Source organism: Pseudomonas sp. GD03944, from assembly GCF_029839275.1.
Taxonomy (GTDB): domain Bacteria; phylum Pseudomonadota; class Gammaproteobacteria; order Pseudomonadales; family Pseudomonadaceae; genus Aquipseudomonas.
The window spans coordinates 357489-370731 of the sequence record NZ_JAOCAH010000003.1 but is presented as its reverse complement, the minus strand read 5'-3'; the positions used below and the strand labels follow the sequence as shown (position 1 = coordinate 370731).

Sequence of the window (13243 nt, the reverse complement as noted above, 5' to 3'; positions counted from 1 at the left end):
CCCTGCCCTCACAGCTTCGGTTCTTCGTCGCGCACCGGGTGAGCGGCGGGCGGAATGCTGTGCGGCGCCTCGCCTTGCGGGGCCTGCGGCGTCGGCCAATCGGCGAACGGCCAGGGCTTTTCTTCGGTATTGAAGGTGCCGAAGCGGCCGATCTGCGCCAGGTACTGGCTCAGGCTGTCACCGAAACCCAGCAGGCTGGCGCTCGGCGCCCCGTAGAACAGGCGGTAGCCCAGCTGCAGCAGCACCACGGCGCCCAGCACCAGCTCGGCCAGCTGCCAGACGATCAGGAATATCAGCATCCAGAGCACCCGCAGCAGAATCGACTCGCGTTCCTGGTCTTGTTTTTCGTCACTCATGGCGTTCTCCCTTTCTACGGTCGCGGGTCAGAAACCCGTGGTTGGAATGAAATCGACGTCGGTCTTCGGCTCGCCCTTCATCAGCGCCCCGATCACCTGCTCCAGGGTGCGCCCCTCGAAGATGATCGCGTGCAGGCCGGTGACCAGCGGCATGTAGACCTGCAGTTCCTCGGCCTTGGCCTTGAGCACCTTGATGGTGTTGACCCCTTCGGCGACCTCGCCCAGGCGCTGGACCGCTTCGTCCAGGCTCAGGCCTTCGCCCAGGGCGAAGCCCACCTGGTAGTTGCGGCTCTTGGGCGAGGAGCAGGTGACGATCAGGTCGCCCACGCCGGCCAGGCCAAGGAAGGTCATGGGATTGGCCCCCAGATGCACGGCAAAGCGGGTCATTTCCGCCAGCGCGCGGGTGATCAGCATGCTGCGGGTGTTTTCCCCCATGCCCAGGGCGGCGGCCATGCCGGCCATGATCGCGTAGACGTTCTTCAACGCGCCGCCCAGTTCGACGCCGAAACGGTCGCCACTGGCATAGACCCGGAACGTACGGCCGTGCAGCGCGGCCTGGACCGCCTGACAGAGGGCCTCGTCTTCGCTGGCGATGACCGTGGCGGTCAACGCATGGTCGGCGACTTCCCGGGCCAGGTTCGGGCCGGACAGCACGCCGATCCGCGCCTCGGGGGCGATGTCCTGGAGGATTTCGCTCATGAGCTTGAAGCTCTGCGCCTCGATGCCCTTGGTGGTGCTGACCAGCAGCTTGCCGGCGAGTTGCCCGGCCACCGGGCTCAGTGCCTGGCGCAGGGCACTGGAAGGCAAGGCCACGAAGATCAGCTGGCAGCTGTCGATGGCCAGGGCCAGGTCGGTCAGCGGCTCGACCGCCGGGTGGATCTTCACCCCTTTCAGGTAGCGCGGGTTCTCGCGGGTGGTGCGAATGGCCTGGGCCTGTTCCGGGTCGCGCATCCAGTGCAGGACGCGCTGGCCGTTTTCGGCCAGCAGGTTGGAGATGGCGGTACCGAAGCTGCCGCCACCGAGGACAGCGATAGGTTGCTGCTGAGTCATGGTCAATCCGTAGTGAGCCATCTGCGATGGCGTTCTTCACGCATTATACGGAGCGACGGTGAAGCGGCCAGCTTTAAACCGGACTCCCGAGAACGGAGCCGGTTGGCATAAATCGCATCCCGTCCGCGCCCTTGGCTGGAAAAGCCGGGCGGCTCGGTTAACATGCAGCACCGCCAGGACGAACAAGACCGCCACATGACCCCGTTTGCGCGCCATCATTCGCCTGCTCTCCCAGCGTACGGAGCCTGCATTACAGAATGAGACAGCCCTTCTCATCGAAGCGCGTTGCGCAAGGCTCATGGTGTCCTTTCTTCTTCTACCCTTTCCAGATCGAAGCCCCGGGCACCGCCCGCGGCATCCTCGCTGGCGGACCACAGGCTGAAGGAGCCCACCGATGATCCTGCGCAAAGGTTGGGACATCCATACCCGCACGCAACTGATCAGTGTCGGCCCGGCGCTGCTGCTCACCCTGCTGCTCACCGGTTTCTTCACCTTCTCCCGCCTGCAGGACCTGCGCCAGGAGCTCAACCACACCGGCCAGCTGATCGCTAGCCAGTTGGCACCGGCCACCGAGTACGGCGTCATTTCCGGCAACCTGGAAATGCTCGACACCCTGCTGCAGGCCACCCTGAAAACGCCCCATGTGCGTTTTCTCGAGGTGCGCGACCGCGCCGACAATATCCTGGTGTATGTCGAGCAGCCTTATGGCCGCAGCCTGAGCAGCAGCCAGGTCGACATCTTTCAGGCGCCGATTCACCTGCAACGCATCGAACTGGCCAACGCCCTGGTCGAACAAGGCACCTCGCCCCTGCAACGTCCTATAGATGACTACCTGGGACGAGTAGTGGTCGGCATGTCCGACGACGCCTTCGACGAACAGCAGCAGGTGATTCTGCTCAAGGCCACGGTGCTGGCGCTGTTCGCCCTGGTGCTGACCTTCCTCCTCGCACGCAGTCTGGCCCGGGGCCTGTCGAAACCCCTGAGCGCCATGAGCGAGGCGGTGACCGCGATCCAGGCCGGCGACTACCAGACCACCCTGCCCCAGCCCGGCGACGGTGAACTGGGCGCCCTGGCCCGGCACATCAATGAACTGGCCCGGGGCCTGGAACGGGCCAGCCAGGAACAGCAGCAGGCCATGGCGCTGCTGATCAAGGCACGGGAAGAGTCGGAGCTGGCCAACCGGGCCAAGTCCGACTTCCTGGCGATGATGAGCCACGAGCTGCGCACCCCCATGAATGGCGTGCTGGGCATGCTGCAACTGCTGGAAACCACCGAGATGACCCAGGAACAGGCGGAATACGCAGCTCTGGCGGCGGAATCCACCGAGCACCTGCTGAAGGTGATCAACGACATCCTCGACTTCTCGCGCATCGAGCGCGGCGCCCTGGAGCTGGAGCGCATTCCATTCAACTTGCCGGAGCTGATCCGGGGGTCGATTCAGGTGTTCCAGCACAGCGCCCAGCAGCGTGGCCTGGACCTGCACCTGGAGATTCAGGAAGGCCTGGAGGGCCTCGAGACCCAGGGCGACCCGACACGCATCCGGCAGATCCTGGTCAACCTGATCGGCAACGCCCTGAAGTTCACCGAGGAAGGCAGCATCCGCGTCGAGACCCACTGGCAGGCGCTGGACGACCAGGTGCTGTGGCTGACCTGCTCGGTGCACGACAGCGGCATCGGCATTTCCCATGAACGTCTGGAGCGCATGTTCGACGCCTTCCAGCAGGCCGACACGTCCATTTCCCGGCGCTATGGCGGCACCGGCCTGGGCCTGCCCATCGCCCGCACCCTGGCCGAACGCATGGGCGGCACCCTGCGCGCCGAAAGCCAGGAAGGCCGCGGCTCGGTGTTTACCCTGGAAATTCCTCTGCCGTTTTCCCGCCAGCGCCAGGCGGCGACCACCGAACAGCCGCCGGAGAATGTCCAGGGCCAGGGGCAGGACGTCCTGCTGGTGGAAGACAACCCGGTCAACCAGACCGTGATCGAAGCCATGCTGCGCAGCCTCGGCTACCGGGTCAGTCTGGTCGGCGATGGCGCCCAGGCGGTGCACAGCGCCGAGCAGCGGGCGTTCGCCGCCATCCTCATGGACTGCCGGCTGCCGGTCATGGACGGCTACGAGGCGACCCGACAGATCCGCCGGCTGCCAGGCCGTGCGGACGTGCCGATCATCGCCCTCACCGCCAACGCTCTGCAGGGCGACCGCGAAGCCTGTCTGCAGGCCGGAATGAACGATTACCTGGCCAAGCCGTTCAAACGAGCGGATCTACAAGGCGTGTTACAACGCTGGCTGGCCCATCGACCATCGACGGGTGGTCATGAGCCTGGAAGTCATGCAGGCTAGTAACCATCAGGCCGCCGACCCATGGCCTGTGACAAGAACTCAGGACCGGAGTACAACTGTACTCAACGCACTGTGACTTTCACCACAACGCAATAGTCTATGACTAGGCTGCTGGCAGGCGCACGGGGTGCGCGGCCAGCCAGGACGATTCGCCCAGCCTTGACGCGTGGGGATTATTGAGGAGCTCGCATGACCAAACAAAACGCCTTCACCCGGGAAGATCTGTTGCGCTGCAGCCGCGGCGAACTGTTCGGCCCAGGTAATGCGCAACTGCCCGCACCGAACATGCTGATGATCGATCGGATCACCCACATCAGCGACACCGGCGGCAAGTACGGCAAGGGCGAGATCGTCGCAGAGCTCGACATCAATCCGGACCTCTGGTTCTTCGGTTGCCACTTCGAAGGCGACCCAGTCATGCCAGGCTGCCTGGGCCTCGACGCCATGTGGCAACTGGTTGGTTTTTTCCTCGGCTGGCAGGGCAACCCCGGTCGCGGCCGTGCCCTCGGTTCGGGCGAAGTGAAGTTTTTCGGCCAAGTGCTGCCGACGGCCAAGACCGTCACCTATAACATCCAGATCAAACGCACCATCACCCGTTCCCTGATCCTGGCCATCGCCGATGGCACCGTCAGCGTTGATGGCCGCGAGATCTACAGCGCCGAAGGCTTGCGCGTCGGCCTGTTCACCTCCACCGACAGTTTCTAAAGGACCTTTTCCATGCGTCGCGTCGTGATCACCGGTCTGGGCATCGTTTCCTGCCTGGGCAATGACAAAGAAACCGTCTCGGCCAACCTGCGTGCAGGTCGTCCGGGTATCCGTTTCAATCCCGAATACGCCGAAATGGGCCTGCGCAGCCATGTCTCCGGCTCCGTCGACCTGAATCTGGAAGAGCTGATCGACCGCAAACTGTTCCGCTTCATGGGCGATGCCGCGGCCTACGCCTACCTGGCAATGGACCAGGCGATCAAGGATTCCGGCCTGAGCGAAGAGCAGATTTCCAACCCGCGCACCGGCCTGATCGCCGGTTCCGGTGGTGCCTCCACCGTCAACCAGATGGAAGCCATCGACACCCTGCGCGAAAAAGGCGTGAAGCGCGTCGGCCCGTACCGCGTGACCCGTACCATGGGCAGCACCGTATCGGCCTGCCTGGCCACGCCGTTCAAGATCAAGGGCGTCAACTTCTCCATCTCCTCGGCCTGTGCCACCAGCGCACATTGCATCGGCCAGGCCATGGAGCAGATCCAGCTGGGCAAGCAGGACATCGTCTTCGCCGGCGGCGGTGAAGAAGAGCACTGGAGCCAGAGCTGCCTGTTCGACGCCATGGGCGCCCTGTCCACCGAATACAACGAAACCCCGGAAAAGGCCTCCCGCGCCTACGACGCCAAGCGTGACGGTTTCGTCATCGCCGGCGGTGGCGGCATGGTGGTGGTCGAGGAGCTGGAACACGCCCTCGCCCGCGGCGCCAAGATCTACGCCGAAATCGTCGGCTACGGCGCCACCTCCGATGGTTACGACATGGTCGCTCCGAGCGGCGAAGGCGCGATCCGCTGCATGCAGCAGGCGCTCTCCACGGTCGACACCCCGATCGACTACCTGAACACCCACGGCACCTCCACCCCGGTGGGCGACGTGGCGGAAATCCGCGGCGTACGTGAAGTGTTCGGCGACAAGGCCCCGGCCATCAGCTCCACCAAGAGCCTGTCGGGCCACAGCCTGGGCGCTGCTGGTGTGCACGAAGCGATCTATTGCCTGCTGATGATGGAAGGCAACTTCATCACCGCCTCGGCCAACATCGACGAGCTGGACCCGGAAGTCGCCGACCTGCCGATCCTGCGCGAGACCCGCGAGAACGCCAAGCTGGACACCATCATGTCCAACAGCTTCGGCTTCGGTGGCACCAACGCCACCCTGGTCCTGAAGCGCTGGGCTGGCAAGTAAGCCCCCTCGCTGCAACGAAAAACGGCGCCCCAGGGCGCCGTTTTTCATGGCCGATGAAAACCTTAGACGGTGAAACGCGACACCAAGGTATTGAGGTCCACCGCCAGGCGTGACAACTCGTGGCTCGCCGCGCTGGTCTGGTTGGCGCCCGCCGAGGTCTGCAGCGCCAGGTCGCGGATGTTCACCAGGTTGCGGTCCACTTCCCGGGCGACCTGGGCCTGCTCTTCCGAGGCGCTGGCGATCACCAGGTTGCGCTCGTTGATCGCGGAAATCGCCACGGCGATCTCTTCCAGGGCCTGCCCCGCGTCCCGCGCCACGTCCAGGGTCGAACGGGCCCGGCTATTGCTGCTCTGCATGGCGCTGACTGCCTGATCGGTGCCCTGCTGGATGCCGCCGATCATCTGCTCGATTTCCTGGGTGGACTGCTGGGTGCGGTGCGCCAGTGCCCGCACTTCGTCGGCCACCACGGCAAAGCCGCGTCCGGCATCGCCAGCGCGCGCCGCTTCGATGGCGGCGTTGAGCGCCAGCAGGTTGGTCTGCTCGGCAATCGAGCGGATCACGTCCAGCACCTTGCTGATGTCGCGCACCTTGTCCGCCAGCTGCTCGACCTGGTCGGCGGTGGCCGTCACGTCATCGGCCAGCAGCGTGATCGACGATACGGTCTGCCGTACCTGCTCGCGGCCGCGCTGGGCGGTGCGGTCCGACTCGCGGGACGCCTCGGAGGTGGTGACGGCGTTGCGCGCCACCTCCTCCACCGCCACGGTCATTTCGTTGACCGCGGTGGCCGCCTGTTCGATCTCGTTGCTCTGCTGGTGCAGGCCACGGGTCGAATCCTCGGTCACCGTGCTCAGTTCTTCCGAGGCCGACGCCAGTTGGCTGGACGACTCGGAGATATTGAGGATCGTGCTGCGCAGGCTCTGCTGCATGGTTTTCAGCGCGGCCAGCAAGCGCGCCGGCTCGTCGCGCCCTTCGACGTCGAAGGACTGGGTCAGGTTGCCCGAGGCCACCACTTCCGCCACCTGCACCGCATGGCTCAGCGGGGTGACGATGCTGCGCGTCAGCAGCATCGCCAGGACCACCGTGGCCAGGCCCGCCAGCACCATGGTGAGAATCACCCAGTTACGGGAGCTGTAGAAGACTTCCCCTGCCTTTTGCGCAGCGGCAGTGGCACCGTTCCGGTTGAGCTCGGTGAGCTCGGCAAGTGCTCGGGCCAACTGGTCGGCATGCTGGTTCATATCACCATTGGCCACGGCCATGGCGTCGTCCAGGCGCCCCTGGCGAGACAATTCCATGAGCTTGGCCTGTTCTTCCAGGTACGCCTTTTCGGCGGTCTTGAAGCGCTCGTAAAGGGCATGCTCCTCGCTGCCATCGATCAGTTGCTCATAGCGCTGCTGATTGACCGCGAGGTCGGCTCGCAGTTGCTGCGCCCGTGCCTCGTTCTGCCGCAACGACTCTGGTTCGCGGTTGAGCATCAAACGCAGGGTCATGGTGCGCAGACGCAGGATATCCTGGCTCATTTCGCTCAAGGCGGTCACGCTGGGCAACCAGTTCTCATCGACATCTGCCGATTGGTCACGCATGTTCGACATTTGCAGCAGGGCAAACCCGCCGAGGAAGAACACCAACAATGCCACCAGACCGAAACCGATGGCTGCCCGGGGGGCAATACTCAAATTACGCAGCGTCATGTCGAAATTCCTTCTTTGCATGAGCATTTTTTAGAACGGAAGGCAGTTAAAAGCCTCTAGCACGCCTGCTGTATCGGCCCGCTGTGAAAAACCTGAAGAAGAAAGACAGAAAACCCCGATAACGTGCTGCAGTTCATTGATTTTTTAAAATCACAGGTAAAACGACCACCATCGCCCATTAAAAAGGGCACCCGCAGGTGCCCGCTTCACCACGGCGGACGCCGCTATTCCTCCAACTCCGCCTGCACGCGACGAGGCAACACCGAGAGGAAGTTGTCGTGGGCCACCTTGTGCGCCACATCCTCCGGCAGCGCGTCGAGGAACGGCTCGAAGCCCTGCATGTACTCGCCCATGCTGTCGAACCGGCCGACCACGTCGGAGCCGAGCATGAAGCGCGCCGGGTAGCTGCTGACCAGGTGCACCCACTTGGGGTCCGGCTTGCCGTCCTTGTCCAGCAGGTAGGGGCGCAACATGGTCCACGACAGGTCGATGTACAGGTTGGGGTAGGTTTCCAGCATCCGCTCCACGGTGGGCAGGAGGAAATCCAGTTTTTCCTGGTGGCGGTGGATTTCCATGCTGGTGCCGGCGTGGGCCCAGATGAAACGCACGTGCGGGTGGTTGCGCAGCGGGTCTTCAATTTCCTGCAGGTACAACGGATTGCGCTCACGCTTGGAGGTGATGTTGGAATGCACCATTACCGGCAGGTCGTACTCGGCGGCCAGGTGATAGACCCGGGCCAGGGCTTCGTTGTTGGCGCGCGGGGCGTCGCCGTGGATCAGCGCGGTCAGGTCATCGTGACGGGTGAAGATTTCACCGATGCCCTGCCACAGGCCCGGGTCGAGTTCGAGCATGCGGCGGATGTGTGCATCGGAGTTCTTGTCGTTGGGGTTGAAGCCCGAGAGAAACGGGTGAAAGCGTTTGCGCTGCTCGGCCGGCACCTGCTTGTAGGCGTGGGCGATCAACGTATCGGTGGCGGTGTACCAGTAGGCGTTGGCGTCGTCGCCGGCGTAGTAGCGCGGGCGCTTGGGCTCGTTTTCGTCCCACTTCTTTGCCACCGGGATGCCGGACAGCATGACGTGCTCGACATTGGCCTCGGCCATGCGCTGCAGCAGCTTGTCCATGCCGGCGCTTTCCTGGAAGAAATCCACGTAGTGCAAGTGGGCATCGCTGTAGCGGTATTCACGGGCCGTGGCGGCGCTGGCGGCCAGGCCGAGCAACAGGGCGAAGCTCAAACGAAGTGCGTGCAAACCGGTGTCCTCCTGACGACTGGGAGCAGCATAGACCCTAGGCGCTGCGGCCGAGTTCAGCGCAGCGGCCGCCGCTCGATGCTGATCGGTTACACCGTGTGTCAGCCGCGCCCCAGAGCGCGCCATCACGCTGCGAATGTTTTGCCGGCGACGCACCGCTGTCTCTAGACTAGGGACTCAGCCCCTACCGCCGGAGTTTCCATGATCAGCATCCACAACGAAAAAGGCCTGCTGCAGCGTATCGAGATCGGCCCGCACACCCTGCACAGCGACGTGTCCACCGAGCTGGGTGGCGAAGGCAGCGCCCCGGAACCCCATGACCTGTTCGATGCCGCCCTGGGTGCCTGCAAGGCCCTGACCCTGGCCCTCTACGCCAAGCAGCGCGGCCTGCCGCTGGAAGGCCTGGACGTGAAGGTCAACCGCGACGACAGCGCCGAACGTCAGGGCACCTACCGCCTGAGCGTGGAACTGACCCTGCACGGCGCCCTCGACGATGCCCAGCGCCAGCAACTGCTGCGCGTGGCCGACAAATGCCCGGTGCACAAGCTGATGACCACCACCACGGTGGACGTCACCACCCACCTCGGCGAGGCGCCGTGATGAGCGAGCTGCTGGAAATCCGCCCCCGCCTGGAAGACATCGCCGGGCAACCCATCCTGCGCCCCCTGCCCTCGGCCAAATGCCGCAGCGTCGGGCCGTTCGTGTTCTTCGACCACATGCTGGCAAAGGACTACCCGCCCGGCAGCGGCATGAACATCGACCAGCACCCGCACATCGGTCTGTCCACCCTCACCTACCTGTTCGACGGCCAGCTCCAGCACAAGGACAGCCTCGGCTCTGACCAACTGGTGCAGGCCGGCGACGTCAGCTGGATGACTGCCGGCAGCGCCGTGGCCCATGTCGAGCGCACTCCGGAGGCCGTGCGCCAGAGCGGCTCGCGCCTGCACGGGCTGCAGGTCTGGCTGGCCCTGCCGGCCAGCGAGGAGCAAGGCGAACCGCACTACAGCCACCACCCCGCCAGCAGCCTGCCGCGCAGCGACAGCATGGGCGTGCAGATCTGCCTGATCGCCGGCACCGGCTTCTGCCTGGAATCCCCGGTGCCGGTGCGAAGCCCGACCGTCTACGCCGAGCTGCGCCTGGCCGCCGGCGCCAGCCTGATCATCGCGCCGGAACATCAGGAACGCGCCCTGTACCTGATCGACGGCGAAGCCCTGCTGGATGACCATGGCCTGCCCCTGCAAGGCATGGTGGTGCTGCCTGAAGGCGAATCGATGACCCTCAGTGCCTGCACCGAAAGTCACCTGGTGCTGATCGGCGGCGAGGCCATCGGCCCACGGCGAATGAACTGGAACTTCGTCGCCAGCGACCCCGCCCTGATCGACCAGGCCCGGCAGAACTGGGCCAATCGCGAATGGCCTACGGTCCCTGGCGAAACCGCCCGCATCGAACTGCCGCGCTGAAAACAGTTTCGCCTGGGCACATCCAACCGCTGTCCGTTGGGGTATAACCTTCGGCAGCGGTGGATGCATCAGGACTGGGCGGATCACAGGAAGACGGCATGCCAGACCCGACGTTCGATTACGAGAGCACCCTGGAAGCCTGCGCGCGTCAGGATGAGCGCGCCTTCCAGGCGCTCTACAAGCAGGAGGCGCCACAGATGCTGGGCCTCGCGATTACCTTGCTCGGGCAGCGTGACCAGGCAGAAGACTGCCTGCACGATGCCTTCGTGCAGATCTGGCGCAACGCCGGGCGCTTCCAGCGCTCCCTCGGCAGCGGGCGGGCCTGGATCTACAGCATCCTGCGCTACCGCGCCCTGAACCAGCTGCGCAGCCGTGGCAGGCTGGTGGAGATGGACGACGACTTCATCGAGCGCGCCGCCGACGACAGCGCCCAGGCCGCCGATTTGTTCGAGCGGCAGGCCGAAAGCCGGCAACTGCGCGATTGCCTGCGCGGGCTGGAGCGCAAGCGCCGCCACCCGATCCTGCTGGCTTTCTACCGCGGCCTGACCCACGACCAGATCGCCACCCGCCTGACCATCCCCCTCGGCACCATCAAGGCCCGTATCCGCGTCGGCCTGCGCGCCCTTCAGGAGTGTTTGCAAGCATGATCCCGCATACGCCTGAAGAACGCCGCACGCTGATCGGCGAATACGTCCTGGGCCTGCTGGATGACACCGACGCCCGAGAGGTCCGCGAGCTGATCGAACAGGACCAGGACGCCGCGCGCATGGCCCTGGAGTGGGAACACCATTTCCTCGACCTCAGCGACCAGTTGCCACCGCAAACGCCGTCTCCCGCGCTTTGGGCCCGCCTGCAGCGCAGCCTGGGCCTGGCGGCTGACCCAGCGCCCATCGGCGCCTGGTCACAGTGGTGGAACAGCCTGCTGACCTGGCGCCTGGCCACCGCCGCGCTGGCTGCGGCCCTGGTCATCGCGCTGCTGCCCGGCCTCTGGCGGCCTGCCCTCGACACCCCGGGCTACACCGTGGTGCTGCAGGCGCCGGGTGAGGCGGCCAAGCCCGGCTGGGTGGTGCGGGTGGACGGCCAGGGCGCGCTGCACCTGGAACCCTTGCTGCAGGACGACATCCCGGCGGATCGCTCGGTGCAGTTCTGGACCCTGGTCGATCCGGCCATCGGTCCGCGTTCGCTGGGCCTGGTCGAACCCGGCCAGCCGCTGACCCTGTCGCCCGAGCAGATCGGCGCGGTACAGGCCGGCCAGCTGTTCGAGCTGACCCTGGAGCCAGCAGGCGGCTCGCCGTACGACCGGCCCACCGGCAAGGTCCTGTACATCGGCCGCGCGGTCCTCGCCTCGGCCAATTGAGTGGCAGCCTGGTCGCCCTCGACGGCCAGGCTGCTGCGAAATAAATTTCGCATCTGCGACATCCAGGCCGTCATCCGTGGGTATAGCTATCAGGTGTTTCATCGAAGCACCTGCAGGCTGGCGAGCGCCAGCGCTGCACCGATGCTTGCTCGATACTCATGAGAGGACGCTTATGAACACGCTCAAGACGCTGCGCACCCTGGCCATCGGCACGCTCGCCATCGGCGCCGGTAGCGCCCAGGCCGCCACCCTGCTGGCCCTGGGTTCGGACGGCAAACTGTTCACCCTCGACAGCGACACCCGCGCGCTCACCGCTCTGGAAGCCAAGAGCCCGAGCCCGCTGCGTGGCTTCGATGTCCGCCCGGCCAACGGCACGCTCTACGCCCTGGGTGCCGACAACCAGCTGTACACCCTGGACCCGGCCAGCGGCGCGGCCACCGCGGCGGCCAAGCTGAACGACAGCCTGCCGGGCAAGGGCCAGGCCGTGGTGGACTTCAACCCGGTGGCGGACAAGCTGCGGCTGCTGGCACCTGACGGCACCAGTTTCCGCGTCAACGTGGAGACCGGCGAGGTGGTGGTCGATGGCAAGGTGGCCTACGCGAAAGACGGCCCTTATGCCGGCAAGACGCCCAAGGTCATGGCAGGCGCCTACACCAACGCCTATGCAGGCACCCACGCCACGGCGCTGTACACCGTCGACCTGGCCACCGGCAACCTGATGCTGCAGAACCCGCCGAATGACGGCGTGCAGCAGGTCGTAGGGTTGATTGCGGAGGGCCTGAAGGACGCTGCGCTGGATATCGCCAGTGACGGCAAGGGCGGTAATACCGCCTACCTGCTGAGCGGCAAGACCCTGCATACGGTCGACCTGGCCACTGGCAAAGCGACCGCGCTGGGTGAGGTGAAGGGGTTACCGGACGGCATCATCGACATCGCCGTGCTGCCCGCCAAGTAAGGCGGCTGGCGGGAGGGCTCGTCGGCCCTCCCGCTCCCCCTGCGCTCATTCGCTGGCGAAGGTCTCGTCCAGCAGGTCGTTCATGGCCTTGAACGCGCGCTTGGCCACCACCGGGTGGTATTCGTTGCTGCCTGGCGCCTTGGCATAGGGGTCGGTGAAGGAATGCACCGCACCGCCGTAGCTCACCAGTTGCCAGTCGGCCTTGGCCGCGGTCATCTCGGCGATGAAGCCTTCAACCTGCGCCGGCGGCACGGCTGGGTCATCGGCACCGTGCAGCACGAGGACCGGCGCCTTGATGTTCTTCGCATCCGCCGGGTTCGGCGTATCCAGGTTGCCGTGGAAGGACACGAAGGCCTTCAGGTCCGCTCCCGAACGGGCCAGCTCCAGCACCGTGCCGCCGCCGAAGCAGAACCCGATGGCGCCCAGTTTGCTGGTGTCCAGCGCCACCTGCCCGGCCTGGGCCTTGAGCACGTCCACCGCGGCCTGGGCGCGCTTGCGCATCAGCGGGCGGTCGCTGCGCACGGTGGTCGCGGCTTTCTTGGCCTCGTCCGGGTTGCTCGGGCGGATGGCCTTGCCGTACATGTCCGCGACGAACACCACGTACTTGTCGCTGGCGGCGCGGGCTGCCTTTTCCGCGGCCTTGTCGGTGACGCCGAGCCAGTTCGGCACCATGACCAGCCCCGGGCGTGGCGTGGTCACCGCGTCGTCGTAGATCAGCACGCCTTCGAACGCTTCGCCATCGATCTCGTAGGGCACCGGCTTGCTCACCACGGCTGCCTCGGCAAGGCCGGTCAGCGTGGCGCACAACAGCGGGATCAGGGTTTTCTTCTGCATCGTCGTGCATTCCTTTGGAG

At 65.2% G+C, this 13243-nt stretch carries 13 protein-coding genes; 8 read left to right on the top strand and 5 right to left on the bottom strand.

The genetic code is table 11. The features are described 5' to 3' along the window. Positions 1-8: 8 nt before the first annotated feature. On the bottom strand, positions 9-356 hold the full coding sequence (locus tag N5C28_RS07670) for a DUF4389 domain-containing protein (RefSeq protein ID WP_279821397.1): 348 nt from the start codon (positions 354-356) through the stop codon (positions 9-11). Positions 357-383: 27 nt separating this feature from the next. After that, positions 384-1406, bottom strand: coding sequence for an NAD(P)H-dependent glycerol-3-phosphate dehydrogenase (locus N5C28_RS07665; protein ID WP_279821396.1), 1023 nt, complete (start codon positions 1404-1406; stop codon positions 384-386). Positions 1407-1800: 394 nt separating this feature from the next. Here N5C28_RS07665 and N5C28_RS07660 point away from each other — a divergent pair, with 394 nt between their 5' ends. From N5C28_RS07660 to fabB, 3 genes are all read left to right on the top strand, one after another. Further along, positions 1801-3744 (top strand): ATP-binding protein, encoded by a 1944-nt coding sequence (locus N5C28_RS07660; RefSeq protein WP_279821395.1) that lies wholly within the window; start codon positions 1801-1803, stop codon positions 3742-3744. Positions 3745-3933: 189 nt separating this feature from the next. Next, entirely contained in the window at positions 3934-4449 is a 516-nt protein-coding gene (gene fabA / locus N5C28_RS07655) for a 3-hydroxyacyl-[acyl-carrier-protein] dehydratase FabA (protein ID WP_279821394.1), read from the top strand. 12 nt (positions 4450-4461) lie between these two features. Then, a complete protein-coding gene (gene fabB, locus N5C28_RS07650) occupies positions 4462-5682 on the top strand; it encodes a beta-ketoacyl-ACP synthase I (protein WP_279821393.1) in 1221 nt (406 codons plus the stop codon). A 62-nt stretch (positions 5683-5744) separates the two neighbouring features. Here the strand turns inward: fabB and N5C28_RS07645 are convergent, their stop codons facing one another. Both N5C28_RS07645 and N5C28_RS07640 read right to left on the bottom strand, forming a co-directional pair. After that, positions 5745-7370 carry a methyl-accepting chemotaxis protein gene (locus N5C28_RS07645; RefSeq protein WP_279821392.1) on the bottom strand — a complete coding sequence of 542 codons (1626 nt, stop codon included), beginning with the start codon at positions 7368-7370 and terminating at the stop codon, positions 5745-5747. Positions 7371-7594: 224 nt separating this feature from the next. Next, a complete protein-coding gene (locus tag N5C28_RS07640; RefSeq protein WP_279821391.1) occupies positions 7595-8617 on the bottom strand; it encodes an amidohydrolase family protein in 1023 nt (340 codons plus the stop codon). A 201-nt stretch (positions 8618-8818) separates the two neighbouring features. Between N5C28_RS07640 and N5C28_RS07635 the strand changes: the two genes are divergently transcribed. The 5 genes from N5C28_RS07635 (at position 8819) to N5C28_RS07615 (ending at position 12389) form a co-directional block, all read left to right on the top strand. Continuing rightward, the gene (locus N5C28_RS07635) at positions 8819-9217 is read left to right on the top strand and encodes an OsmC family protein (protein ID WP_279821390.1); all 399 of its coding nucleotides are present in this window, start codon (positions 8819-8821) and stop codon (positions 9215-9217) included. Further along, positions 9217-10077, top strand: coding sequence for a pirin family protein (locus tag N5C28_RS07630; protein WP_279821389.1), 861 nt, complete (start codon positions 9217-9219; stop codon positions 10075-10077). Before N5C28_RS07635 ends, N5C28_RS07630 begins: the two co-directional genes overlap by 1 nt. Positions 10078-10175: 98 nt before the next feature. Beyond that, positions 10176-10724: a sigma-70 family RNA polymerase sigma factor gene (locus N5C28_RS07625; RefSeq protein WP_279821388.1), complete on the top strand. Its 549-nt coding sequence runs from the start codon at positions 10176-10178 to the stop codon at positions 10722-10724. Then, entirely contained in the window at positions 10721-11434 is a 714-nt protein-coding gene (locus N5C28_RS07620; protein ID WP_279821387.1) for an anti-sigma factor, read from the top strand. The genes N5C28_RS07625 and N5C28_RS07620 overlap by 4 nt, the downstream gene beginning before the upstream one ends. Positions 11435-11606: 172 nt before the next feature. Next, complete coding sequence (locus tag N5C28_RS07615) at positions 11607-12389, top strand: DUF4394 domain-containing protein (RefSeq protein WP_279821386.1); 783 nt, start codon at positions 11607-11609, stop codon at positions 12387-12389. A 45-nt stretch (positions 12390-12434) separates the two neighbouring features. Here the strand turns inward: N5C28_RS07615 and N5C28_RS07610 are convergent, their stop codons facing one another. After that, positions 12435-13223, bottom strand: a complete 789-nt coding sequence (locus tag N5C28_RS07610; RefSeq protein ID WP_279821385.1) for a dienelactone hydrolase family protein — start codon at positions 13221-13223, stop codon at positions 12435-12437. Between the last annotated feature and the right edge of the window lie 20 nt (positions 13224-13243).

Excerpts from the sequence above, each read along its gene's own strand:
- N5C28_RS07660 (WP_279821395.1), top strand. The coding sequence starts at position 1,801 with ATGATCCTGCGCAAAGGTTGGGACATCCATACCCGCACGCAACTGATC.
- N5C28_RS07630 (WP_279821389.1), top strand. The coding sequence starts at position 9,217 with ATGAGCGAGCTGCTGGAAATCCGCCCCCGCCTGGAAGACATCGCCGGG.
- N5C28_RS07670 (WP_279821397.1), bottom strand. The coding sequence starts at position 356 with ATGAGTGACGAAAAACAAGACCAGGAACGCGAGTCGATTCTGCTGCGG.
- N5C28_RS07635 (WP_279821390.1), top strand. The coding sequence starts at position 8,819 with ATGATCAGCATCCACAACGAAAAAGGCCTGCTGCAGCGTATCGAGATC.
- N5C28_RS07620 (WP_279821387.1), top strand. The coding sequence starts at position 10,721 with ATGATCCCGCATACGCCTGAAGAACGCCGCACGCTGATCGGCGAATAC.
- fabB (WP_279821393.1), top strand. The coding sequence starts at position 4,462 with ATGCGTCGCGTCGTGATCACCGGTCTGGGCATCGTTTCCTGCCTGGGC.
- N5C28_RS07615 (WP_279821386.1), top strand. The coding sequence starts at position 11,607 with ATGAACACGCTCAAGACGCTGCGCACCCTGGCCATCGGCACGCTCGCC.
- fabA (WP_279821394.1), top strand. The coding sequence starts at position 3,934 with ATGACCAAACAAAACGCCTTCACCCGGGAAGATCTGTTGCGCTGCAGC.
- N5C28_RS07645 (WP_279821392.1), bottom strand. The coding sequence starts at position 7,370 with ATGACGCTGCGTAATTTGAGTATTGCCCCCCGGGCAGCCATCGGTTTC.
- N5C28_RS07665 (WP_279821396.1), bottom strand. The coding sequence starts at position 1,406 with ATGACTCAGCAGCAACCTATCGCTGTCCTCGGTGGCGGCAGCTTCGGT.
- N5C28_RS07610 (WP_279821385.1), bottom strand. The coding sequence starts at position 13,223 with ATGCAGAAGAAAACCCTGATCCCGCTGTTGTGCGCCACGCTGACCGGC.
- N5C28_RS07625 (WP_279821388.1), top strand. The coding sequence starts at position 10,176 with ATGCCAGACCCGACGTTCGATTACGAGAGCACCCTGGAAGCCTGCGCG.